A 22,993-nucleotide genomic window follows, 5' to 3' on the forward strand; every position below is an offset into this window, starting at 1 on the left:
GATACGCACGGAATGTCCAGCGTCGCGGGAACCGGGCGTCTGTAGCCGAGAGTTCCCGTCGCTCTCTCGGGGGGTGTCAAAAGCGAACGTCCGGGTCGGCGCCGCAGTCAGTCGTCCGCCTCGGTTCGGCGCTCCGCGAGAATATTCTCCCGGGTCTCGTAGGCCTGCTGGACGATGTCCTTTATCCAGATGTACTCGTAAGTGCTCACTCGACCGAGGTTGAACATGTTCTCGTACGCGCTCAGTTTCCCGTTGATCCGCTCGAACTTCTCGATCTCCTCGGTGACCGGCAGCGGGTACGCACGCGGCGCTCGGCGGACCGTCGCATCGAGCAGTTCGGCGTCGATGCCCTGTTCGTCGAGGAACTCGAGCAGGTAGTCGGCGTACCAGCTTTCGTCGCTGGACCAGACGTCGTCACCGATGAAACAGGGGAACTCGACCGTGAGGATGGACTCCCCGGCGGGCGTCTCCTGCGGGACGAACTCGTAGTCGGTGATCCGGGTGAAGTCGTAGTGATTCGGGAAGTAGCCCCAGTCGACGTGGTCGGGGAACAGAGACTCGTCGGCATCGACGTGGGCACCGAGGATGACCATACTCCGGTACTCCAAGGACTCGTCGGTGTCGACGATGATACTCGGGTCGATCGTGCTGACGAACAGGTCGCTCTCGATCCGGTCGCCCGTCTCGGTTTCGAGGGCAACTATCCGATCGCCGTCCGTCTCCAATCCGGTCACTCCGTCGAAGACGAGGTCGCAATCGGCGATCATCGACCGGAGAATGTCCGTGTACTTGTCGTCCGGGTAGTAGGCACCGCCTCCGAAGAACTCCTGTTCTTCCTCGGGGAAGCTGATCTTGAAGTCGAACCAGTCGCCCGTGATCCGCTTCGGATCGATCCCCCAGTGTTTCTCGGTGTAGCTCCGGTTGTACCGCTCGTAGAGCGTCTCTCCGACTTGGTTTTTCATGTACTCCTCGAAGAACTCGGCGTCGGTTCTCCCGGGCGCCTGCTCGAGCTCCTCTCGGATCCGGTCCGCGTCGTCCCACCTGTCGATGTTCTGCTTGCTCACGGGGTAGTGGTGCGGGTCGTCGAGATCGCCCCGCGGGTACGTCGCCGCGTAGAAGTCGTTGTGCTCGATCTGCGTGAACTCCGAGAACAGCTCGCCGACCTCCGCCTCCTCCTCTTCGTCGAAAAACAGTAAGTGGGGGGCGGAATCGCAGTGGTAGCCGGTTTCGAACTCGATTTCGCGTAACAGCCCGCCGACTGCGTCCTTCTCGACGACGGTCACGTCGAAGCCCTCCCTCTCGAGGAGGAAGCCGGTAGAGCACCCCGCGACACCGGCACCAATTATCGTGACGTCTACCATTACTCGAGGAGTCAGCGTGGACTCATTAAATTATATACAGCTTACGGCCGCTCGTCGGTGTCGTTTTCACGCTCGCCGGCGCGCATCTCACGGCCGGCGCAACGTGTGCGGACGGTCTCGGCCGAGCCGACTGCGAGCCGCGGTCCCGAAGTCCGGTCGCGTGGAGCACGGGGGAGCTGTCGCATGCCGAGGTTACCGGTCCCGGAGCGCTTCGACTCCCGGGGCGTCGTCCGCCAGCCAGAGTACCGTCGCCGCCGAGGCGAGTGCCAGTTCGACTACGCGGATCCATCGACTGAGGCGTGCTCCGCTCGGCACGTGCCGCGCGGTCCAGCGCGGCTTCGCCTCGATGGCTCGATCGGCTGCCGGCAATCGTTCGAGAAATCGGACGATCCCGTCCGCCGGGAGCCCGACCGGCCAGAGAACGAATCCGACCTCGACGAGGTCCCTCGCGAGCGTCCCTTGAACGAGGAAGACCGACGCGTCGAGAAACGGATGAGAGGCGTATCCGACCGCGAAGAGCACCACCGGGACCGCCGGTCCGCGACGACGCCGGAGGACGGTACGGAAGATGAGGACGACGGGGATCCCGAAGAGCAGAGAATGGGCGACCGTCCGCCCGCTCGCGAACGGACCGCCGACCACGAGCGCGAGCGGCTTGTCAATGAGATCCGGCAGCAGTGTGCCCGCGACCACAAGCAGCGCCTCCCGGCGCGTCATCGATCGACGCCGAGTCGCACGGACGACTCCCGAAGCCAAGAGATACCCCACGGCCAGATGTGCGTGCGGGAGCATCAGGGAACGAACTCAGGGAGGTTCATCCCGGACCATTCTGCGGGTCCCACCCCGCGCTCCCGAGCGCACTCAGGAAGAACGACGAGGACAGGATCTGCATCCCGAGGACTACCGAAATGAATGCGATGACGATAGTTTTCAGGGACGGAAGCGCCGTGTACCCGGCCGTCGCCCAGGTCAGAAGAACCGAGCCGAGGTACGCCAGTCCGAGTGCGCTGACGCCGACCCCCACGCTCATTCCGTGCTCCAATCGCACGTGCTCTTTCGCCCACTGAGTGAGCCGGTCTGAGGGCGCGCGAATGCCGGTGTCGGCCGTTGCGCTGAACACCGCGAGACACCAGAACTGGAAGCCGGTGATGAGGGCCAACCCGCCCGCGACGGTCGTCAGTACGCCGGGCGAGTACTGGCCGATCTGTGCGCCGCTGACCGACAGCACCAACGATACCAACCCGACCACGGCGAGGGCCGTCCCGGGGAGCGAGAAGATGTGTCCCGGAGTGTTGACGAGCATGAACCGGACGTGGCGCCAGCCGTCACGGAAACTGTGGAGCGTCGCGTCGCCTTCCCGCTCGTGGTAGACGATGGGGACCTCCTCTATGCGGAGGCCCTTCACCGACGCTTCCATCAGCATCTCGCTGGCGAACTCCATCCCGCCCGACGACAGTTCCAGCCGGTCGAGCGCGTCGCGAGTGAAGACTCGGAACCCGCTGTGGGCGTCGCTAACGCCAGCGTCGTAGAACACGTTCAGAAACCACGTCAGGAACGGGTTCCCGACGTATTTATGTAACAAAGGCATCGAGCCGCTCTCTATCGTTCCGTTGAGACGGCTTCCGAGGACCATATCGGCTCTGCCGTCCCTGACCGGGGCCAGCAGCTTCGGGAGCGACGTGAAGTCGTAGGTCACGTCGGCGTCTCCCATGGCGATGTACTCGCCGCGCGCTCGCTCGAACGCGTATCGATACGCGTTGCCGTACCCCATCTCGGTCGGCTCGACGACGATCGCCCCCTCGTGGCGCGCTATCGCGCGCGTCCGGTCGGTCGAGCTGTCGCTGATGATGATCTCCGTGGGAACGCCGAGTTCGACGATCGCTTGTTTTATTTTTTGAATACAAACGTAGACCCCCTTCTCCTCGTTGAGCGTCGGCATAACCACGCTCAGTACCGGGGCCTGACTGCTGTCGGCCTGTAAGAGCAGGTCCGAGACGTCCGGATGGTCCCCCTCCTGATCCCTCGACTCGGGAGTGACGAGAGCAGGGTCTTCTTGACCGGTTGGGATGGTATCGCTCATCTGTTTTCCTCTCGGAGTAGGAGACGATCGCCCGGGTCGGTCGGGTTGATGTCGCGCTTGTCTTGGCTCATATCCGATTGGTCACCCGACGATAATTCGATCGCAGGTGATAGTTATCCGTCTTTTACCGGTTCAGCGGGCCGGTATCCGGTGTTTACTCACCGATCTCGGAGTACCGCGCTGATTTGGGATCGCAACAGCCGGCTTTGCGATCGATCGTGAATCGGCGGTAACCGTCCCCTTACGACTGACTACGAATCCCGAACCGAACGCTTGCCGACGAGATACGACCGCTGATGGGTCATTATCGCCCGCCTCCGGAGAGCCGTATCCGCGAGATCAAAGCGGAGTCGTAACGCGTCGTCCGGTCGCTCCCGCCGGTGGGGTGTGGCCGCTCCCGTTGACCGCTCTCCCCTTGATAGGACGCGCGTGTCGGGCCGAGAATCTGAATCTGGCCTCGCGTTCGACCACGCCGTGTCCTTCGAGTACTCAGAGGGAGACAATACGGTGAGCCGTCGCATGATTCCCGCTGCGGAGGTCTTGCTGTGCGTACCGCCTCCGCGTCCCGCTCGAAGGGCGGCCCGGACACACCGCCGCAGTCACGTGATTCTCTCCGTAATTGAAGACGTGTGCCGCAGTCAATGCCGCCTACTGCGTCACTCGCCGAGAGTTATCGACGAGTCGGCACCGATGGTAAGATTCAGAGAGGTCGTCCGGTCTTGGGTGCCAGATAGAGACGATCGTGGGCCAATTACGCTTTCCGCAAGCGTACAATCGAAATCCGTCTCAACGGCATCCATGATCACGGTCGAGCGAATATCCGCGTTTCCGATCTCACATCGGTTTCCGACGGTGACGTATGGACCGATCTTAGCATCACCGCTGATCGACGTGTCTTCTCCGATATGAACGGGTCCCCGGATCTCCGCACCCGCCTCAACGGTAGTTCCTTCGCCGAGGCGAACTCTGCCAGTTATCTCGGCCCCATCGGAAACGTCGCCTTCTATCTTCGGAACCAGCGATTCAGAGAAATACCGATTCGCTTTGCGGAGATCGTCAACCGTCCCGACGTCCATCCATAGCTCAGTTGTCTCTGTCCAGTACGATTCATACTCCGATATCAACGCATCAATCGCGTGAGTGAGCTCGAGTTCGCCTCGGTCGGACGGTTCGAGACCCTCTATGATGTCGAATACGGTCGGCGTGTACGCTTGGACACCGATGTACGCTAAATTCGTCGGGGGATCGTCCGGCTTTTCCAGTATCCGTCGGATTTCGCCCTCCTCGTCCAAATCTACAATTCCAAATCGCGTCGGGTCATCCACCGCCTTCAAAATAATTCCCACTTCGTGTTCGCTCGACTCAAACTCACGGACTAACTCGGCAGTAACGTCGCCTCCTGTGATCGTATCACCGAAGTACACGACGAACGGGCTGTTATCTACGAACTCCTTCGCACAATGGACCGCATCTGCCAGCCCCCGGGGCTCACCTTGATGAATGTACGTCAACGAAACCCCGTACTCCGAACCGTCACCCATCCGTTCACGGACCTTTTCGGGGAAGTCACCGCCGAGAACGACTCCGATATCGTCAATCCCGGCCTGTTTGAGATCTTCTATGACGTACTCTAAGACCGGCTTGTTCACAACGGGCAACAGCTGCTTCTGCGTAGCGTTGGTGAACGGTCGTAGCCTCGTTCCCGACCCGCCGGCGAGGATTACAGCTTTCATAGAGCCGTCATTTCACCGAGAGATATAGTGTCTTTGGTGGGCACGGTCTAGTTGACTGATTGTAAAATAAGCGGGCCGTAGCAAGAACTGCTAAAACACCTCCTAGCCCTCCTGAAGAACCAGTAGAAACGGACAGACGAGACGTTTCAACGTCATCTGGGCCGTCCGACACGGCCAACAAGCAGACGGTGTCGACCCGAACTGGGGAGCGAACGCCGAGCGCTCACGCGGCCCGTATTCGACCGAAATCGGTCGGTAGCCCGCGTGGCGCGTTGGGCGGCGGTTCATCGAGTACGGACCACCGATCGACGGCGTGTACGCGTCACCGTCTCTTCGGACCATCGAGACTGTCGGCGAAGTCCGTCGAGGGATCGATAGCGAGCCGATTCCTGAATCGGGGCTCGGCGAACAGCAGAACCGCGACCGGTTCGACGGCGAGCCGGAGACGATCCCACAAGAGCGGTTAGCCGACCGGTTCGGTGCGATTCGCCTCGGCCACGAGCCGTTCCTCCGCTCGTAGGACCCGCGTGTCGGGCGCCTCGCTACGGAATGTACCACCTACCAAAGTGCCCTTGCCCGGAGAACTGACAGAGGAGACGAACCAATGAGCCACTCGACAGAGTCCGAAGCCACGGCGCCTGTGCGAGGCGACGAGCGGACCGACGCGGCCGACTCGTCCGCCTCCGGACCCGCAGTCGCTATCATAATTCTGACCTGGGAGAACTACGAGGAAACCGCCGACTGTCTCGATTCGCTCCGGTCGGTCGACTACGACAACCATCGCGTCATCGTCGTCGACAACGGCTCCGAGGACGGTTCGGTCGATCGATTGCGGCGGGAGTACGGCTGGTGCGAGTTCGTCGTCAACGACGAGAACATCGGATTCGCCCGGGGAAACAACGTCGGCATCTCCCACGCGCTCGACACGGGAGCCGACTACGTGCTGCTCCTCAACGACGACACCCTCGTACGGCCGGACTTCCTGACGCCGCTGGTCGAGGCGATGGAGCGGTACGACAGGGTCGCCGCCGTCGGGGGCGTGAATCTCTTGCCCGACTCCGGCGAAATTCACAACGCGGGGTACGTCTTCCACCCGTGGCTCGCGGCCAAGGGCGAACTACACCGGGAACCGGTCTCCGACGAGCCCTATCCGGTCGATTTCGTACAGGCCTGTCTGATACTCCTGAATCCGGAGTTCTTAGAGGAGGTCGGGCTGTTGAACGAACGGTACTTCCTCGGGATGGACGACGTCGACCTCGCCTGGAAGGCGTGGTCGAGAGGGTGGAAGGTGCTGGTCGCACCCGAATCCCGGATATACCACCGCGTCGGCGAGACAGGGTCGAGTTCGCCGTTTAGCATCTACCACAAGACCAGGAACAAGCTCCAGTTCGCCGAGGAGAACCTCTCGCCGGCTCGCCGGCTCCCGCTGTACCTGTCGCTTCTGGCGTACCGATCTCTCCTGTCGATCTGGTGGGCAGTGTCCGGGAACCGACGGGCGATCCGATCGACGGTGCTCGGTGCGTATGACCATTACAAAGGCGTTGAGTTCCGGGATTACGAGGAACTCTCCGGATAGCAGGCGGGGGCGTGTCAGCCCTCCCGACGGACTGGGGGCTCAGTCCCTCAGCGCTTCGATCACCGCGTCGTACTCCGCCATGAGCGAGTCCCAGGAGTGTTCCGCCGCGATCTCGCGCCCCGATTCCCCGAGCCGTCGTCGGAGCTCCGGCGAGGACCGGAGCCGTTCGATGCCGCCGACGAACCCCTCGGCGTCGTCGCAGACGAGCGCCTCTCGGCCGGGTTCCACGGACAAGCCCTGGGTCCCGACGGTCGTCGAAATGACCGGGAGTTCGGCCGCGAAGTAGTCGAGCATCTTCAGTTTGGTCCCGGATCCGGTAGTTAACGGACAGAGAGCGGCGTCGGCGAGGTGTAACGCCCCGGCGAGGTCCGCTACGTATCCGGGGGCGTATACGTTGTCACCGGACGCAGCCGGGGGGTTCCGACCGAGGAGCAGGAAGTCGACGTCCGGCAGCGCTGGCGCGAGGTCGTCGATTATCAGCCTCGCCGCTCGGCGGTTCGGCGCGTAGTCGTACGACCCGAGGAAGACGCACGTGAACCCGTCTCCGGGTATCCCACACTCCCGGGCGGCGGCTTCCGGGTCTCCGCCGTGGCTTATGCTCCGGTAGTCACAGCCGTTCGGGATGACGAATGTGTCGGTCGCTGCCCCGACGTCGAACCGCTTCCTGTCTTCCTCCGATTGGAACACGGTCACGTCGGCGGTCTCGATGGCGTTCGCCTCGAACTCTCGGAAGTTCTCGACCAAGCGACGTCGAACGACCGACGGAACGCTCCGTTCGCGGAGGTATCCGTCGAGTATCTCGTAGTCGGCGTTGTGCTTGTTCAACAGGAGCTTGGCGTCGTGCGACGTCGAGAGTTCGGCGGCCGCGTCCGTGACCTGCGGGAACTCGCACACGACGACGTCGAATGAGACCGTCGTACGCTCTACGGGCTCGACCATCGCGTTCGCGAGGGGCTGTCGGAGCGGATGCCGGGCGGACACCGCGAACAGGCCCGTCCAGAGTTCGTCCCAGACCGGCTGGTGGTTAAACAGCGGGCTCGTCACGTCGATCGGTTCCATGTCGCCGTCGAGCCGTTGCTCCCCGGGGGGAGCGGCGACCCACAGGTCCCCGAGCGTGCTCAGCTTCTGTGCGGTCTTCCAGAGCCGAACCTCGGCTCCGTTCTTCGGCGGGTACATCGAGGTTCGGCTCAGTTGAACGATGTTCATGACGTAGCGGGCGGGGTCGTTACGGTCTCTCGGACGCGATCGTCCCGGGTTCGGCCGCCGGGACGAGGCGCCGAGCGGACGAACCGGCCGGGGCGTACTATCGTCGGTTCATCGGAGGGGAGCGCCCACGGTTTGTAAGTATTCGTCGCGTACTCCGCCGACGGCGGCCCGGTCACTCGTCTGGCAGGAGCCGCAGACGGGAGTTCGGTCATCACAACAACTCCCCGAGTTTGTTGACGTCGCGTACACCGACCTCGTCGAGCACGTAGAGGACGGCAACGTACAGTACCGCGCCGACGGCGGCCGCGAACAGCGACGCCGCGAGGCCGTAGGTTCCGGTCACGTACAGCACCGCGGTCGGACAGGCCATGACGGCACCGCCGATCAGCGCGTTCCGGAACGGAATCGTCGGGAACTGCCAGTCGATGTACCGCGAGGAGAACAGCAACGTGAACACGCAGTAACACATGTAGCTGAGCGTCGTCGCCACGGCGGCGCCCACGTACCCGAAGGCGGTGATAAGCGGAATGTTGAGGGCGACGTTTAGCGCGATAACGACGAGGACGCCGTACGAGAGTAACGATGTTTGCTCCTTGATCTCGATAGCGACCTGAGCGAGGTTCGCGAGCGCCCAGAGGAACAGACCGACGGCGACGATGGGGATGATGACGTAGCCGCTCGTGTACTCGTCCCCGATCAGAAGTGTGCTCACGGTCTGACTGAGGACGGCGACGCCGATCAGCGCGGGGACCCCCAGCAGGATGAAGTACCTGATAAACGCGGAGAGCATCTCGGCGATCTCGTCCTCGTTGTCCTCCTCCCACGAATCGATTATGATGGGCGACATCGCCTGAATCATCGGGGTGTAGGCCAGCCTGAGCCCGCGGTCTACGAGCATGTAGTTCGACGAGTAAATACCGACTGCGACGCTGCCGGCGAACACTTCGAGCAGCACCCGATCCGCCTGAACGAGGAACGCGTCTCCCACCACGAACCCGATCATCGGAATGCCGTATCCAGCGAGACGGCTGATTATCTCTCTGTCGACCACCGGAGCCGTCCGAACCTGTTTCGACGTAACGAAGATGAGGACGCAGGTGACGGCGATACCGATGGTGGTTCCCCAGACCCACCCGACGATGTGATCGAGAACGAATATCGCCAGCACGACTGAGAGTCCGAGCGCGACGACGGCCCGCACGAGCCGGAACAGGGTGACCTTCCGCGAGTTGAGGACCGAACGGAAGAACGCGAGAAGTATCTGTAGCCCGCCTCGAGCGAGGGCCAGCCCCAGCGACGCGAAGTAGAACACGGTGTACGGCCCCAGTCGGTGTCGCAACGCGAGGTAGCCGCCGATTGCGGCCAGTAACAGCACCGACGAGATCCCGAGGTACAGCGAGAACGTGTTCCGAATGACGAGCCCCTCGTCCAACTGGGGAGCGTACCGCAGCACCGAGTAGTCGAGCCACCCGTACAGAAGCGTACTAACGATTCCGGCGACCGCTAGCGAAAGCGAGTACCGGCCGAACATCTCCGGTTGAAACGTCCGAGTGAACACCATCAGCGCCACGAGCGAGAGTACCGCAGGAACGACGTGTGCGACGGAATAGAGGCTCAGGTCGCGGGAGAGTTGTCTGGCCCGCTCGCTCAGCCCCTCCGTAGTGCTCTCCATCGGATTACGTGACGGAGAGTGTCGTGGTAAGTAGTCCCCGACTACGAGACGGTCTCACGGCTTCGCTCGGAGTGAGTCGAGCTCGTCCGGACCGACCCGACCCGCTCGGATCGGTCATTCACTGCCGAAGAGATTTTTGAACGTCTCGGACGCCTCCGAGTGGATCTCCCACTGATCTGAGACGTATAGTTGACTCGGCCCGACGAAGTGGGGGCCGGCGACAAAGCACCAGACGTTGTGCCACGCGACTAGGTCGTCGTTCGACGCGATCCAGTCCGCGAAGCGCTCGAAGAACAACGGATTGTCTCCGCCGCCGGCGCCGTTCCAGTTCTGAGCCACGACGCCGTACTCCGGGAACGCGAGCGATTTCTCGTGATCTCTCGCGAACTCGGCCCAGTAGCTGAGGCCGAAGTCTTGGTTCACGAGGCGGTTCCAGTTCTCTTCTCGATGCTCCCGAACGCAGGCGTCTCCGCACTCGGCGGGGTAGTACTGCTGGGACTTGTCGTATATCGTCAGGCCGATCTGGTCGACCCACTCGTCTCCCGGGTACGCGTCCGTCGGATCCATGTGTCCGCGGCCGATGTGGGGTGCCCACACGTAGTCGAACGCCGCCTCGTCGGCGGCGTCCATCGCCCGGACGACCGCCCTCCACGCCCGTACGAACTCGTTCGAGCGGTTGACTGCGTTGTCAAACGCCCACCGTCCGTTCATCTCGTGGCCGATACGAAGCGTCGCGTCCGCCATTCCGTGGTCGATCAGGCTCCGAGCGAACGCTCGGTGTCGGTCGGCGTGTTCTCCGGCCGCGACGGCGTTCAGCGTGGTCTCGCTCGGCGGAAACAGTTTCATCGTGACCGCTATCTCCCGCTCGGACGCGATAGACCGTATGGGTCGCTCGAAGGGCATATTTTCAACGAGGTACTTGTCCCATCCGCTCGTCGGAACGTTGAACGAGTAGTAGTCGACGGATCGGCCGAACCACGATTCCCAGGGTTCTAACGCGCCTTCGTCACCGAGGTAGACCCCCACCTTCGGGCCGCTGTCGTCGGCCCCCTCGGTGTCGGTCTCGTCGGCCGGTTGGTCCCCCGACGTTTCAGAGGGGTTCAGACCCAAACACCCCGATAGCAGGCCGACTCCGGTTACGGCGCCGGCGGCCGTCCGCTTCAGGACTGAGCGTCGCTTCCGCTCTGCCGAGTCGTTCTCGGAAGCGGGGTCGTTCTCAGCAGAAGCGGATTGCCCCCTGTCCGTGGCTGCCGTGGACCCCTCCCGACGGCGAGTGTCGTTTGTCACACCGTTCGTGTCGTCTGCTTCATATATAGTAAGTAAACACGTTACATCGAGGTAATCCCTCGTCAAAGAGCGGACCCCGATGACCGGGTTTCCGTCGAACGGAACCGCCACTCGGACGAGTCGCCTCGAAGCCGTCGTATTCGGAGGTTATCCGCTCACTCGCGCCCCGTTTTTCCACCGTATTACTAATACCGTATCGTCTCAACTAGGTCTCAATCGCGACTGTCAGCGGCGGACGAACCGAGGTAACCATGAACGCGAATCCACTCGAAGTCCTCACCGACAAGGGGGTCGTGACCTTCCTCTCGATGTGTCGGTCCTACCTCGAGAGCGAGCTGTACAAGCGGACCCTCGACGCTCGGCACAACGTGTCCGTACACCCGTCGGCAGAGATCGATCCCGAGACGAAGTTCGACACGAGCGGAACGATAACCGTCGGTCGCGACTGTCGAATACGGAAATACGCGGTTATCGCTCCGTCGGGAGGCCGAATCAGTATCGGCGAGAATTCCCTCGTGAACGTCTTCGGGACGCTGATGGGGCACGGGCCGGTCGACATCGGGACCGACGTCCTGATCGGACCGCACACGACCGTCGTCGCCGGGAACCACACGTTCGACGACCCGGAAACGCCCATCGTTCGACAGGACGTCGTGGGCACGGGTATCGAGGTCCGTGATGACGTGTGGATCGGTGCCAACTGCGTCGTACTCGACGGCGTTACGCTCGGTGAGGGATCCGTCGTCGCGGCCGGCAGCGTGGTCACCGAGTCGGTTCCGGCCCACACGGTAGTCGGCGGCGCGCCCGCGGAGAAGATCGGCGAGCGGGATGGATCGCAGTCGTTGTAGTTCACGACATCTCGAGGCAAGCGACGGTAATGGCACCCTACCCGTCCGGATCGGGCGTCAGTTGTCCCACCACGGGGGATCGAGTCCCGGGCTGTTTGACCGGACGCGCGGCGTATTCGAGCCTCAGGACTGGCACGTTCGCTCGTCGCCCCCGTTCACCGGCGCATAATTATAAACGGGACGGCCCACGTGCCGACCACGAATGGCCGTCGGAATCCGACCTCAAGTCTCGAAGTATTTTCTTCCGGCGCTCTTGGCCGTCGCCATAGCCGTCACGACGACCGTCTTCGAGTTCCTGGGACCAGTTGCCGGTATCAAAAGCGGCTACGTGCTTCTAGGGTTACTGTTCGCGTCACTCGTCTATTACACGCACACGCCGTCGACGCTGGTCTCGAACGGCCTCGGATCGGCGCCGTACTACGGTCAGGTGGTGCTCGGCGTCGTCGCCCTGTCCATAGCCGCCGTGGCGGCGGCTTCGGTACTGCCGTTCGCAGACCCGTCTACGGTCCGAACGGGCGCGATTCTGGTCGGCCTCCCGGTCGGGTACACCTTACTCGTTCTCCAGATCGGCGAGCGGGCGGCTCCCGACTGGCTCCTGACCCAAATCCTCGCGCTCTTCGCGTTAGACCCGATCACCAAGGTCCTCTCGACTGACTTCTACTTCGGTCGGGGTGATATACCCAAACACGTCCGGTTCGCGGAGCTCGTGGCGACGACCGGTACGTGGAGGAGCATTCCGGAGACGACCCTCTACCATTTCTTCCCCGGACTCCAGACGCTAGTCGGGTCGGTGAGCCTCCTGTCCGGGCTTTCGACGTACGACTCGCTCGTCGCTACCGGCATTATCACGTACCTCGTTGTCGTCGTGGTCGCGTATCTGCTCGCCGGACAGCTGTTCGACGACCCGCTCCTGCCGATATGCGTCGCGTTGGGTGTCTCCGCGCTGGGGCCGATCCACCGGTACAGCGTCTACTTCTTCCCGCAGTCGCTCGCCGTCGGACTGGCCCTCGTCGTCGTTCTGGCCGCGTACCGGTTTGGCGGTGTTCCCGAAGTAAGACCCGGCTACCACCTGCTCGTCGCGTCGCCGATCGTCGTGGCGCTCTGGTTTACCCACCACCTGACCGTCGTTCTCTTCGCCCCGCTGGTTTTCTGTCTCGTTGCGATCCCCGCGATCGCCGGCCGGGTCGGATTCGACGACGTGCGCGGCCTCGGCCCGCTCCCGCTCGCGGCTTGGATCGGCGGAAGCATCGCTTACTGGCTCCTGACCGGAGTGTTCATCCAGAACCTCATTAACGACGTTCGGATGGTCGTCGGTCAGGGGCAGGTGAGCGACACCGATGCCGGCGCGCCTATCGTCTCGCTTGGCGCGGAGGTCCCGGAACCACTCGTCGGCGAAGCGCTGCGCAGTCTCCTCAGCGTCGGTGCCGTCTACAACGTTTTGCTCGTCTGCGTGTTCTCACTGGGCGCGCTGTTGCTGTTCGAGAGGCCGAACCGGTATCGCTCCCCGGCCGCCCTCCTCGTCGTCGGACTGTCGGGTGCGGGACTCATGATCAGAACGCCCATCGATATCCACGGCCTCGCGCGCACTCAGTTGGTCGTCAGCGTCTTCGTGGCCTTCGTCGTGGCCGTAACGCTACACCGACTGCTCCCGCTCTCGAGCGGTTCGATCCGGAAGGCGGGACCTGCGCTCCTGATCGTCGTGTTACTCGCGACCAGCGGGCCGGCGTCCGCCGCAGACGATCTCTACGGCCTACACTCGGGCCCCGACCTCTGGGAAACCCGGACGACACCCGAGACACAGAAGGAGTTCAGCGCCGCGGAGATGGAGGGGTTCCGCCTGACCGCCTCCTTCGCTGACCGGAACGAGATCACGGTCGGAACTGATTGGAACTCGGAGATCGGCCTCAGTCGGTATCGATACGGGCTGGCGGCCGAATCGTTCGCTGTCGAAGAGGGGCGGATCACGACGGACAGGGACGTGATACTCTACCGACAGCGCTGGGTCGACCGCAGCGTTCGGTTGGTCCCCGAACGGACGTCGTTCGTCACGCTCCTGATCTCGGACGGGTGGTTCGATCGAATGGTCGAGACCGAAAACAAGGTGTACACGACCGGTGATCTCGGCATGATCGCCGACCACTCAAACGCCACTTCCGTCGACGTGCGGGAACCGCAGTAGTCCCCGTCCGTCGCGTCGCGCGTCTCGGGCGGCGTCACGCGACGTGGAAGCGGCCGCCGGCCGCGGTCCGGGGATATGTTCCCTGGTGCTGGCGATAATGGCGGCCTATTCATCGGTAATGTTGCCTTTCGATTCGTCTCTGGCCCGCCGTCAGAAGACAATTGGTAAGTAAATGTACGCAATTGGCTCTCAAGATTGGGCAAACACTCAGTTAATGGTTAAATACTTTTAATTAGGAACAACTTATAGCGGGAGATGGATGAATTGGACTAGACAAGTCGGTTCGAGTGGAGAAACGTGTGATAACGACGGAAAACGAACGCGGACGGTGGTGTGAAATGGAGCACGGCGCGTACGTGATTTCCGAGTCGAGAGTACAACGGCTCGAAGACGAGTGGTTCAATGGTGCCGAGATCGACCTGGTCACGACCACGTTCACTGAGGGATTCCACGATGCGGTCGGCATCACGTGGGAACCCGGTGCGGGTGCGAGCGAGAAGCGCGAATCGCTCCGGCGAACGTTCGGGGAAACCAGTCGCCGAATGATAATCGCTTACGAGTTCGCGGGCGAAAACCGTGGTGCGTACGGTCCTCCGGCCAACGGTGAGTTCGACAGCCGGTACCGGCAGTTCGCCAAGGACTTAGTGGATATCGGGATGGGAGATTCGCTTATCGCCCCGAACCACGAGTTCAACCTCGATTGGGGCAACAAGTCGGCCTGGGACGACCCGGAGAACTACCGCGACGGCTACGCGCGCTGTGTTCGCGAGATGCAGTCCGTTACCGGGGCCGACTTCCGGTTCTGCTATGCGCCGGCCCGGAATCGGCTCGGCGTGGCTCCGGAAGCGTGGCCCGTCCAGTCCGACTACTGGCCGAGCGACGAGGAGCCGCCGATCGTGATGCCGACGTTCTACGACGCTGGACAGACGTACCCGGACGACCTCTCGTCGGTCAGTCAGACCGAGTTACAGGACCTCCGAGACCAGATCTGGCGGGAGAAGCACAAACCGTTACTGGACATGTGGAACGACTTCGCGACGTCGCGGAACGCGTCTCTGGGGTTCCGCGAGTGGGGAGTCGGAAACGACGAATACTACCACCCGGCCGGCGGCGACAACGCCGAGTTCATTCACCGGATGTTCGACTACATGCGGAATAACGGCGTCGAGTTCCAGGCCTACTGGAACGTGGAGTCGGGCGGCGGTGGTTCCCATCGAATCTGGCCAGAGGACGAAACGACGCTTACAAAAGCCGGAGAGGCGTTCAACGCCGAGGCGGCGGTCGACATCAACAGCACCACTGACGACGGGAGCACCGACGATGGGTCCGACGACAGTACAGACGGGACTACGGAGGCGATCGGAGGCTACAACCAACCGGCCTCGGGGACGCTGAACTGGCACATCCCGATGAACGAGAACTTCGCGGACATCGAGGCGGACCTCAAGTCGCTGGATCAGAGGCTGCGGAATCTGGAGTAGTCGCTCCTTCGTGCGCGAGCGGCGACGAGCGTCACAGCTCTGACGCGGGCGGCGGTTCGACGCGGCGCGACCGCGGTTCCGTCGTCATTTCCGGTCCACGTTCCACGGAAAGCACCGCATATACAAACGGAACGATGCCGAAGCGCTGACTGAACTCAGATGTCGGGTCTACACGAACTCGCTGGCGCGCTGTCCGCCCGGCTACCGCCGACTGACCGACTCGAACAGACGGCGGACGCGGCCCTGAAGATCCTCTCGTCTTGGTTTCCACACGGGACCGACGTTTTCGACGAGGAGTGGGACGTGCTCGTTATCCTCGACACGTGTAGGGCCGACGCGATGGACGAGATGGCCACAGAGTACGATTTCGTCGCGTCCGGGACGTCGGTGTGGTCGCGCGGTAGCGCGACCCGTGAGTGGGTTCCGCACACGTTCGACCAGTCCAACCTCGATGAGATACGGGACACGGCGCTCGTCACGGCGAACCCGACGAGCAGATGGGGACTCGGCCACGAGTCTCAGCCCGAGTGGCCGGAGTTTACGAAGCGGCTAACTCGCTGGGACACGGTCGACCCCGACGACTTCCTCGAGTTCGACGAGGTGTGGCAGTACGGGCCGAGGAACCCGTTCAGCGGAACGGTTATGCCGTACGCCGTCACCGATCGTGCCATCTCGGTGTGGCGGTCCGCCTCGCCCGACCGAATGATCGTCCACTATCTGCCGCCTCACAAACCGTACGGCGCCAAGGCGCTCCGCGAGAACCGCGCGCTGAACGACGTCGAACGATCACCCTGGAAGGCGCTGAGAGAGGGGACCCCCCGCGAAGCGGTCTGGGATCGATACCTCGACGAACTCGAGTTCGGTCTCGACAGCGTCCGGACGCTGGTTGAGGACATCGACGCCGAACGGATCGTTATCACCTCGGACCACGGCGAGGCGTTCGGTGAGTTCGGAGTGTACGCGCACCCGATGATACCGATCCCGCAGCTCCGGGAGGTTCCGTGGGTCGAAACGACCGGGCAAGGCCGCGACGAGTACACGCCGGTCCTCGAGCCGGCAAGCGGAAACGACGCCGTTGAAGCGGACGTCGAGGAACAACTCGAGTTGCTCGGGTATCGCTGAGCGGAGCAGACGGCGCTGCTCCGCGGACGGCCCGCCCTCTTACTGTTCGGTCACGTAACGCGAATCCAGAGGTGGACCTCTCGATAAGCGCTGTCTATCGAGGGATCGGCCGGTGGTTCTCCGACGTACAGCAGATAGGTCAACCGATAGCTCCCGGCACCGACCGTCGGCTCGATGGTGTGAGGTATCCGTTCTCGCTCCCCGTCGTCGAGATCGGCAGAGAACGTCCGGACCCGAGTTTCCGCGATCAGCGGGCCGGTCCCGTTGCCCCCGTCGAACTCTTGGAGAAGTACCTCGACCGTGTACGTTGTTCGTCCTCCCTCTTGATTGGTTATCCCGAGCGCGAACGACTCGTTTTCTCCTCGTGTTACGGTCTCCGGGTACTGCCTCGGGACGTACTCTCCGCTCTCGTTTTCCGACAGGAGATACAGTTCGGTGACTTCACTGCCCTGAGACGATCCGCCTCCGACTCCGACGGAGGCAGCTGCGGCGACTAGCGCCACCGCGAGGAGGACGGTGGCCGCGTTCGCCGTGGCCCCCTGATTCGCGAGTCTCGACCGGATGCGGGTCGTTACGGCCCGGTGCGGGGATCGCATTCGGACATCAGACGGCAGACCCGATCGCCGTTTCGCCGCCACCGGGAGCCCAACCGCGATGAGTACGGCCAGCCCGGTATACAGGTTGATACGAGAGATCCCGGGGAGCCAATACCCGAGAGCGAGTCCCAATAGTATCGTGATCGCAGCGCTCACGCCGAAGGAGAACACGAGTCGTTCGAGCAACCCGAGTCCACCCTCCGAGTACGCCGCAGCGGACGCGTTGTCCGATGTCTCGCCCGGGCGGAACCGCTTCGGGAACAGGGCGCTGAGGTAGACGTAACCGGGAGCAAAGAGGGCGAACACGAGCGAGACAGCGGGCCGAAGCGGCGTGTCCCTCAACGGAGCGACGAACACGAACACGGCTACGATGACGAGTAACGCCGCTATTGCGAGGAGATCTGCGATAGGGTCGAGGCTGTGTTCGTCGGCCGCGTCGGGTTCTCCCATTGTGCGGCCAGTTCGACCTCGAGGTTAAAAGTATAAGCGCGGTACGGAGTCGAATAGCGGGCTATCGGGCCTGTCGACCGAGTATAGCGGGTCCCTACCCGAGATCGGCGTTCTCCGTCACGACTCATCTCCGTCGACATCCGGTCGTCCAGTTCGGTTCGATATCGGTCAGTCACAGCCCGAGTACGCACGAGGTCGGTCTGACGCGTTCGACGGGGAACCGGTGATCGACGTGCCGGGTGATCCGCTCACCGATAGCCCAGATCCTCTAGGCGTGCCTCCACGTCCGAGTTCAACTGGCGTTCACCGGGCGATCGGCCGTCGGCACCGATGTCGGTTATCCGTTGGTTTGCGACCCGCTGAACCCGTCGTAGTTCGTCGTCGTCGTGGCTCTCCGGTGAGACTTCCTCACCCGACTTCAGGTCAGTAAGGCGCGTTTCGTCGAGGATGTTGTCGATCTCGTACAGCCAGGTGTCGGACCGGACGCCGACGATCGAGTCGCCGTGTACCTCGTGTTCCGCCACGACGTGGTCTCTGGCCCCTGGCTCGGGATACCGACCCGAATACTCGGCGGGAACGTCCAGTCCAGTTGCTCGATGGAACAGCGGGGGCAGATCTATGAGGCTCAACAGTTCATCGGTGGCTGCCGATAGATCGGTCGGTCCGTTGACCACCACAAGCGGGACACGTATCAGCTCGTCGTACATGCGCTCGGGCTTGCCGTACTGCCCGTATTCCCCGAACAGTTCGCCGTGATCCGACGTGAACACGACGAGCGTGTCGTCAAGGCGGCCACTCGATTCGAGCGCCTCCAGCAACCGCTCCAGTTGACCGTCGACGTACGTGATCGAAGCCCGGTACAGCCGTCGAATGTCCGCCATCTCCTCGTCGGTGAGGGAGGCCGAGTCGTCCAGTAACCGCGAGTAGAGTTCGGAGACGGTATCGATGTCGACGTGCTCGACACCGAACGCCGCCCGGTGCTCGGAGGGGGGATGACACGGATGGTGGACGTCCATGTAGTGAGCCCAACAGAAGAACGGATCCTCCGCGTCGGCCATCCACGCTATCGCGTCGTCCGTGATAACCTCCGCACTGACGTACGGACGCGGTTTGCTAGCGACCGTCCGATACGCGGTCTTGATGAACCCCGTCAGGTTGACCGTGTCATCGACCCGTTCGAGCCACGGGTTGTTGATCTCGATTCCCCGGGGGAACACCTTCGTCGCGACGCCCATCAACGGGTTCTGGTAGTCTTCGAACTCGTCGAAACCACGGTCGTAGTTGAAATGCGTCGATAGGAAGGGATTGCTGTGGAAGCCGGCGGTCGCGAACCCACGGTTCCCGAGCAGCGCTGCGACCCGAGGTCGGTCGGCCCGCAGCGGCCCGAGACCGCCGTAAGAGAGCGGCAGCGTTCCGGTCAGCATCGCCGGAAACGACGGCGTGGTTCCCGGACCTGTTGTGAACGCCCGATCGAAACTGACGCCGTCCCGTTCCAACTTCGGCCCCGCGACGAGCGTGTCCTGCATCTGCTTCCAAACGTCGTACCGGAGCGAGTCACACGTGACGAGCAGCACGTTGTCCACCGACCCGCGAGTCATGCTGCCACCGTCTGTCCGTCCGGCTCGGCGAGCATCTCGTGGTACCGGTCGATAGAGGCGTCTTTTACGAAATTCTCCTCGAACGCCTCGCGTGCGTTGGCACCCTGTCGGTCCACGAGCTCCGGGTTCTCCTTCCAGCGTTTGATCACGGCGGCTAGCTCCTCTACCGACCCCTGTTCGACGTGGACGCCCGCATCGAAGCGGTCGACGATTCGGGCCTCGTCGTCGTTCGCGTTGGCGATGGTCAACACGGGTTGCCCCGTCGCCATCGACGTATAGAGCTTGCTGGAGACGACGATACCTTCGAACCCCTCTTTGACCGCGACGACGGAGACGTCGGCGGAAGTCAGGCTGTACGGCAGATCTTCGTACGGCTGGTACGGGAGGAATCGGACGACGTCTCCCCGCAGGCCCTGCTCTTCGGCGAGCTCCACGATACGCTGTTTGTTGTCTCCCTCGCCGATGATGAGGAACCGAACGCCCTCATCCCGGAGTTCTGCCGCCGCTCTGACCAGCGTCTCGAGGTCGTGGAACTCGGCGATGTTTCCGGAGTAAAGCACCGTGAACTGATCTTCGAGCCCGTGTTCTTCGCTGAACCAGTTGTCCGATTTCGCCATCGGAGTGATGAACTCCTCGTCTGCCCAGTTGTGGATGACGTGGGTCTTGTCGGCGTCGAACGACGGCCCGCCCTTCTCGCTGATCCGCTCTTTCATCACGGGTCCGAGCGCGACGACGTGCTCGGCTCCCAGCAGCGCTCGTCTGTCGAGAGCTCCCCAGATCCGATCGAGGACGCCGTCCTTCCGGAAGTATCCTAGCTCTGCCGGTTCGTCCGGGTACAGATCGTACGCAATGTAGGTGTACTCCCACCCTCTGACGGTACACACGAACCACATCGCGACGGGCATGAACGGCGGGCAGGTCACGAACACGACCTTTCGTTCGCGTTCGACGCGCTCGAAGAGCAGCAGTGCGGTCATCCAGACCGTGAACAGCGCCCAATTACTCAGTCGGCGGAGTATCGACGTCTGTCGGAACTGCGGCGCGCCGATTCGACGGACCAGAACGCCCTCGTGGAGTGATCGTTTCGGCTGTCTCTCGTTGTCCCCACTGTGGTAGTTGGGCTGGCCAGTGTACACAGTCATATCGAGGCCTCTGTCGTTGAGTCCGACCGCCAGCTCCGTCATCAACTGCCCCGTGGACGCCGTATCCGGATGGAAGTATTCGGTGACCAACAGGTACTCCGGTTCGCGTGTCATCTATCGCTCGTGGAGGAGTGTCTCGAGGTTCGATTTCACGTGCTCTCTGTCCTTCGCGTCTGTGTACCAGTCGACTGTCGCTTCGAGACCCTCTTCGAGGGAATATTCCGGCTCCCACCCGAGGATCTCCGCCGCTCGAGAGGTGTCCGCTGCGCGGTGGCGAACGCCGACGGGCTTGTCCGTCATGTGCTCGATCTGTCCCGGGTCCTCGCCGAGACACTCGAATATCTGCTCGACCACCTCGTTGATCGATACGTATCGGCTGATTCCCGCGTTTACCGGTGTCCCGTCGGTGACGTTCTCTGCCGCGAGACGGAGCGCGCGCGTGATGTCTTTGACGTACGTGAAGTTCCGAGTCTGTTCCCCGTCGCCCCAGATCTCGAACGGGGTCTGCTCGGCGTACGCCTTCGCGATGAGCGCGATGATCGCGTGGGTTTCGTTCTCCCGCGGCCCGTACGCAGTGAAGATGCGTACGATGCTGGCGTCGATGCCGTACTGTTCGTGATACGCCCGTAGCGAGCGTTCGCCCATCAGCTTCGCCCACCCGTAGACCTCGTCGGCGTACGCGCCGCCCCGTTCGTCGAAGCTCACCATGTCCTCCCGGAGACGTTGCTTTTCCTGCTGTATGTCCGTCGGGTACGCGCACGCGCTGGAGGCGAAGGTTATTCGATCGACGCCGTTCTTCGCCGCGGATTCGTACACGATGTTGTCCAGCGCCATGTTCGTGGCGCAGTTCGCGGGGTAGTTCGAAATGTAACCCCGCCCCCCGTGGTCCGCGGCGAGGTGGAAGACCGTGTCCACGCCCTCGGTGGCACGGTTAGCGAAGGTGACGTCCTTGAGGTTCCCGTCGAGGATCTCGATCCGTTCGGCGACCGAGTCGAGGTTGTCCCGCGTCCCGCTGGAGAAGTCGTCGGCGACTCTGACCCGCGCCCCGTGGTCCACGAGGTCCTCAACCAGGTGGCTGCCGATGAACGACGCGCCCCCCGTGACGAGCACGCGCTCGTCACGCCATTCGCTCACGACGACCCCCCGTCGGCGGAGACCCTCGCTTTCGGCGTCGCTTCGAGCTCCCTCTCAGCCCACTGGTAGACCTGCGAGAGTCCGGAGTCGAGCGGCACCGAGGGGCTCCAGTCGAGCGCGGCCTCCATCTCGGTCATGTCACAGGCGTACTTGTCGGTCCCGGTGGGTTTCGACCGGTCGTACGACAGCGAGAGATCCTTGTCGCTGATCTCGATTATCCGCTCCGCGAGCTCGCGTATGCTGATCACTTCCTTCGAGTTCCCGAGGTTTATCGCCTCGCCGTCCGACTTCGTGGTCACCACTTCGATCATCCCGTCGACGAGGTCGGTCACGAAGATGAACCCGCGCTGCTGAGAGCCGTCTCCGAACAGCTCGACGGACCCGCCCTCGGGCGCCTCGATCACTTTTCGACAGAGCGACGGGATCACGTGACTACTCTCGGGATCGAGGCTTTCGCGCGGGCCGTAACAGTTGAAAATCCGCACGCTGCTCGTCCGCAGGTCCGTGTCGGCGTGATACGCCTCACAGGCGACCTCGCCGAGGACCTTCGCCCATCCGTACGTGCTGTGTGGGTCGGCGGGGAACCCTTGGTCTTCGGAGAAGCGATTCAACCCGTCGTGTTCCTGTCGGTAGATACACGCGCTCGAAGCGAAGAGGAAGCGATCGACGTCGTTTATCCTGGCGGCCTCGAGCATGTGTTGGTTCATCAGGACGCTCGGTGTGAGCCCTCCCACGTTCTCTTGTTTGATGTAGTGGATACCCCCGACGCTCGCGGCGAGGTGGAACACGTCGTCGACACCTTCCGTGGCCTCGACACACCCCTTCTGTGTGGTCAGGTCGACCGGGAGCAGCTCGATGTCCTCCGAGACACCGGCCAGATTGGACGCGTCTCCCCGAGAGAAGTTGTCTGCGACTCGGACCTCAGCCCCAAGAGACAGTAGCTTCTCAGTCAGGAAAGACCCGATAAAACCGGCTCCTCCGGTCACGAGAACGGTGCGGTCGGCGAGTCCGTTTGTCATAATTCCAATGGGTAAAATCCACGGTCAGCATATTGTTATGTAGAAATTATCGAACTCTTCGAGGGGCAAACCCGGGCATTCCCCGCGAGCGCCGGCCCGTCCGTCTATCGTGTTGTCGTCCCGCGCCGCGGAACTGCCGGCAGTGTCACTCATGGGGCCAATCATCGCGAACGACCGGAGTTAACGGGACGATGCGTGAGCGAGCTTCGGCCGTGTCCTGGATTCGCTCCGTCGAGACGGCGCCCGCACGAGTCCCGCGGCCGCCCGGATCTCTCGGAGAGACGGGACCCGTGTCTGACCGCTCCTAACACACCGAACGCGATAGGCCCGGCGTTGCGGCGCCAGATGAGTGCGGAACGGGTCTGGTTCCGGGTACGTCTCTCTTACTGACGTCCCGGCTCGTCGCGAACCTTTCCGGCGATCTGCGGACGGACAGAAATCGCCGAAAACGAGCGGTAGGAGTACACTATACCCTAGTTCGTGGAATGTATTCGAATGCGAACTGGCTG

18 protein-coding genes are annotated in these 22,993 nt (G+C 62.6%); 6 read left to right on the top strand and 12 right to left on the bottom strand.

Features of this window, described 5'->3' with window-relative positions:
* Positions 1–107 precede the first annotated feature (107 nt).
* The 4 genes from ACZ5KW_RS08795 to ACZ5KW_RS08810 form a co-directional block, all read right to left on the bottom strand.
* The gene (locus ACZ5KW_RS08795) at positions 108–1,361 is read right to left on the bottom strand and encodes a protoporphyrinogen/coproporphyrinogen oxidase (protein WP_343780478.1); all 1,254 of its coding nucleotides are present in this window, start codon (positions 1,359–1,361) and stop codon (positions 108–110) included.
* Between the two features lie 192 nt (positions 1,362–1,553).
* A complete protein-coding gene (locus ACZ5KW_RS08800; RefSeq protein WP_343780479.1) occupies positions 1,554–2,153 on the bottom strand; it encodes a metal-dependent hydrolase in 600 nt (199 codons plus the stop codon).
* Between the two features lie 22 nt (positions 2,154–2,175).
* Positions 2,176–3,441: a glycosyltransferase family 2 protein gene (locus tag ACZ5KW_RS08805; protein WP_343780481.1), complete on the bottom strand. Its 1,266-nt coding sequence runs from the start codon at positions 3,439–3,441 to the stop codon at positions 2,176–2,178.
* 656 nt (positions 3,442–4,097) lie between these two features.
* On the bottom strand, positions 4,098–5,174 hold the full coding sequence (locus ACZ5KW_RS08810) for a glucose-1-phosphate thymidylyltransferase (protein ID WP_343780483.1): 1,077 nt from the start codon (positions 5,172–5,174) through the stop codon (positions 4,098–4,100).
* Between the two features lie 313 nt (positions 5,175–5,487).
* On the opposite strand from ACZ5KW_RS08810, the gene ACZ5KW_RS08815 reads away from it, so the two are divergent.
* On the top strand, positions 5,488–5,694 hold the full coding sequence (locus ACZ5KW_RS08815; protein ID WP_464388586.1) for a hypothetical protein: 207 nt from the start codon (positions 5,488–5,490) through the stop codon (positions 5,692–5,694).
* Between the two features lie 84 nt (positions 5,695–5,778).
* Positions 5,779–6,750, top strand: coding sequence for a glycosyltransferase family 2 protein (locus ACZ5KW_RS08820; RefSeq protein WP_343780484.1), 972 nt, complete (start codon positions 5,779–5,781; stop codon positions 6,748–6,750).
* Between the two features lie 39 nt (positions 6,751–6,789).
* On the opposite strand, the gene ACZ5KW_RS08825 is transcribed toward ACZ5KW_RS08820, so the two are convergent.
* From ACZ5KW_RS08825 to ACZ5KW_RS08835, 3 genes are all read right to left on the bottom strand, one after another.
* On the bottom strand, positions 6,790–7,926 hold the full coding sequence (locus tag ACZ5KW_RS08825; protein WP_343780485.1) for a glycosyltransferase family 4 protein: 1,137 nt from the start codon (positions 7,924–7,926) through the stop codon (positions 6,790–6,792).
* A 241-nt stretch (positions 7,927–8,167) separates the two neighbouring features.
* On the bottom strand, positions 8,168–9,628 hold the full coding sequence (locus tag ACZ5KW_RS08830) for an oligosaccharide flippase family protein (RefSeq protein WP_343780486.1): 1,461 nt from the start codon (positions 9,626–9,628) through the stop codon (positions 8,168–8,170).
* A 114-nt stretch (positions 9,629–9,742) separates the two neighbouring features.
* Positions 9,743–11,026 (bottom strand): glycosyl hydrolase, encoded by a 1,284-nt coding sequence (locus ACZ5KW_RS08835; RefSeq protein WP_343780487.1) that lies wholly within the window; start codon positions 11,024–11,026, stop codon positions 9,743–9,745.
* 140 nt (positions 11,027–11,166) lie between these two features.
* Here ACZ5KW_RS08835 and ACZ5KW_RS08840 point away from each other — a divergent pair, with 140 nt between their 5' ends.
* The 4 genes from ACZ5KW_RS08840 (at position 11,167) to ACZ5KW_RS08855 (ending at position 16,545) form a co-directional block, all read left to right on the top strand.
* On the top strand, positions 11,167–11,763 hold the full coding sequence (locus ACZ5KW_RS08840) for an acyltransferase (RefSeq protein ID WP_343780488.1): 597 nt from the start codon (positions 11,167–11,169) through the stop codon (positions 11,761–11,763).
* A gap of 202 nt (positions 11,764–11,965) precedes the next feature.
* Entirely contained in the window at positions 11,966–13,942 is a 1,977-nt protein-coding gene (locus tag ACZ5KW_RS08845) for a hypothetical protein (protein WP_343780489.1), read from the top strand.
* A gap of 338 nt (positions 13,943–14,280) precedes the next feature.
* Positions 14,281–15,423 carry a hypothetical protein gene (locus ACZ5KW_RS08850; RefSeq protein ID WP_343780490.1) on the top strand — a complete coding sequence of 381 codons (1,143 nt, stop codon included), beginning with the start codon at positions 14,281–14,283 and terminating at the stop codon, positions 15,421–15,423.
* Between the two features lie 159 nt (positions 15,424–15,582).
* Positions 15,583–16,545 carry an alkaline phosphatase family protein gene (locus ACZ5KW_RS08855; RefSeq protein WP_343780492.1) on the top strand — a complete coding sequence of 321 codons (963 nt, stop codon included), beginning with the start codon at positions 15,583–15,585 and terminating at the stop codon, positions 16,543–16,545.
* Positions 16,546–16,595: 50 nt separating this feature from the next.
* Here ACZ5KW_RS08855 and ACZ5KW_RS08860 read toward each other — a convergent pair whose 3' ends face one another.
* From ACZ5KW_RS08860 to ACZ5KW_RS08880, 5 genes are all read right to left on the bottom strand, one after another.
* On the bottom strand, positions 16,596–17,591 hold the full coding sequence (locus tag ACZ5KW_RS08860) for a DUF1616 domain-containing protein (RefSeq protein ID WP_343780493.1): 996 nt from the start codon (positions 17,589–17,591) through the stop codon (positions 16,596–16,598).
* Between the two features lie 248 nt (positions 17,592–17,839).
* Positions 17,840–19,165 (bottom strand): sulfatase, encoded by a 1,326-nt coding sequence (locus ACZ5KW_RS08865; protein ID WP_464388587.1) that lies wholly within the window; start codon positions 19,163–19,165, stop codon positions 17,840–17,842.
* 20 nt (positions 19,166–19,185) lie between these two features.
* Positions 19,186–20,445: a glycosyltransferase family 4 protein gene (locus tag ACZ5KW_RS08870; RefSeq protein ID WP_343780495.1), complete on the bottom strand. Its 1,260-nt coding sequence runs from the start codon at positions 20,443–20,445 to the stop codon at positions 19,186–19,188.
* Positions 20,446–21,465 (bottom strand): NAD-dependent epimerase/dehydratase family protein, encoded by a 1,020-nt coding sequence (locus ACZ5KW_RS08875; RefSeq protein WP_343780496.1) that lies wholly within the window; start codon positions 21,463–21,465, stop codon positions 20,446–20,448.
* Complete coding sequence (locus ACZ5KW_RS08880) at positions 21,462–22,484, bottom strand: NAD-dependent epimerase/dehydratase family protein (protein ID WP_343780497.1); 1,023 nt, start codon at positions 22,482–22,484, stop codon at positions 21,462–21,464. The genes ACZ5KW_RS08875 and ACZ5KW_RS08880 overlap by 4 nt, the downstream gene beginning before the upstream one ends.
* Positions 22,485–22,993 lie beyond the last annotated feature (509 nt).

Source organism: Halorubrum ejinorense, from assembly GCF_055389685.1.

Excerpts from the sequence above, each read along its gene's own strand:
- ACZ5KW_RS08795 (WP_343780478.1), bottom strand. The coding sequence starts at position 1,361 with ATGGTAGACGTCACGATAATTGGTGCCGGTGTCGCGGGGTGCTCTACC.
- ACZ5KW_RS08800 (WP_343780479.1), bottom strand. The coding sequence starts at position 2,153 with ATGCTCCCGCACGCACATCTGGCCGTGGGGTATCTCTTGGCTTCGGGA.
- ACZ5KW_RS08805 (WP_343780481.1), bottom strand. The coding sequence starts at position 3,441 with ATGAGCGATACCATCCCAACCGGTCAAGAAGACCCTGCTCTCGTCACT.
- ACZ5KW_RS08810 (WP_343780483.1), bottom strand. The coding sequence starts at position 5,174 with ATGAAAGCTGTAATCCTCGCCGGCGGGTCGGGAACGAGGCTACGACCG.
- ACZ5KW_RS08820 (WP_343780484.1), top strand. The coding sequence starts at position 5,779 with ATGAGCCACTCGACAGAGTCCGAAGCCACGGCGCCTGTGCGAGGCGAC.
- ACZ5KW_RS08825 (WP_343780485.1), bottom strand. The coding sequence starts at position 7,926 with ATGTACCCGCCGAAGAACGGAGCCGAGGTTCGGCTCTGGAAGACCGCA.
- ACZ5KW_RS08830 (WP_343780486.1), bottom strand. The coding sequence starts at position 9,628 with ATGGAGAGCACTACGGAGGGGCTGAGCGAGCGGGCCAGACAACTCTCC.
- ACZ5KW_RS08840 (WP_343780488.1), top strand. The coding sequence starts at position 11,167 with ATGAACGCGAATCCACTCGAAGTCCTCACCGACAAGGGGGTCGTGACC.
- ACZ5KW_RS08845 (WP_343780489.1), top strand. The coding sequence starts at position 11,966 with ATGGCCGTCGGAATCCGACCTCAAGTCTCGAAGTATTTTCTTCCGGCG.
- ACZ5KW_RS08850 (WP_343780490.1), top strand. The coding sequence starts at position 14,281 with ATGGAGCACGGCGCGTACGTGATTTCCGAGTCGAGAGTACAACGGCTC.
- ACZ5KW_RS08855 (WP_343780492.1), top strand. The coding sequence starts at position 15,583 with ATGTCGGGTCTACACGAACTCGCTGGCGCGCTGTCCGCCCGGCTACCG.
- ACZ5KW_RS08860 (WP_343780493.1), bottom strand. The coding sequence starts at position 17,591 with ATGGGAGAACCCGACGCGGCCGACGAACACAGCCTCGACCCTATCGCA.
- ACZ5KW_RS08870 (WP_343780495.1), bottom strand. The coding sequence starts at position 20,445 with ATGACACGCGAACCGGAGTACCTGTTGGTCACCGAATACTTCCATCCG.
- ACZ5KW_RS08880 (WP_343780497.1), bottom strand. The coding sequence starts at position 22,484 with ATGACAAACGGACTCGCCGACCGCACCGTTCTCGTGACCGGAGGAGCC.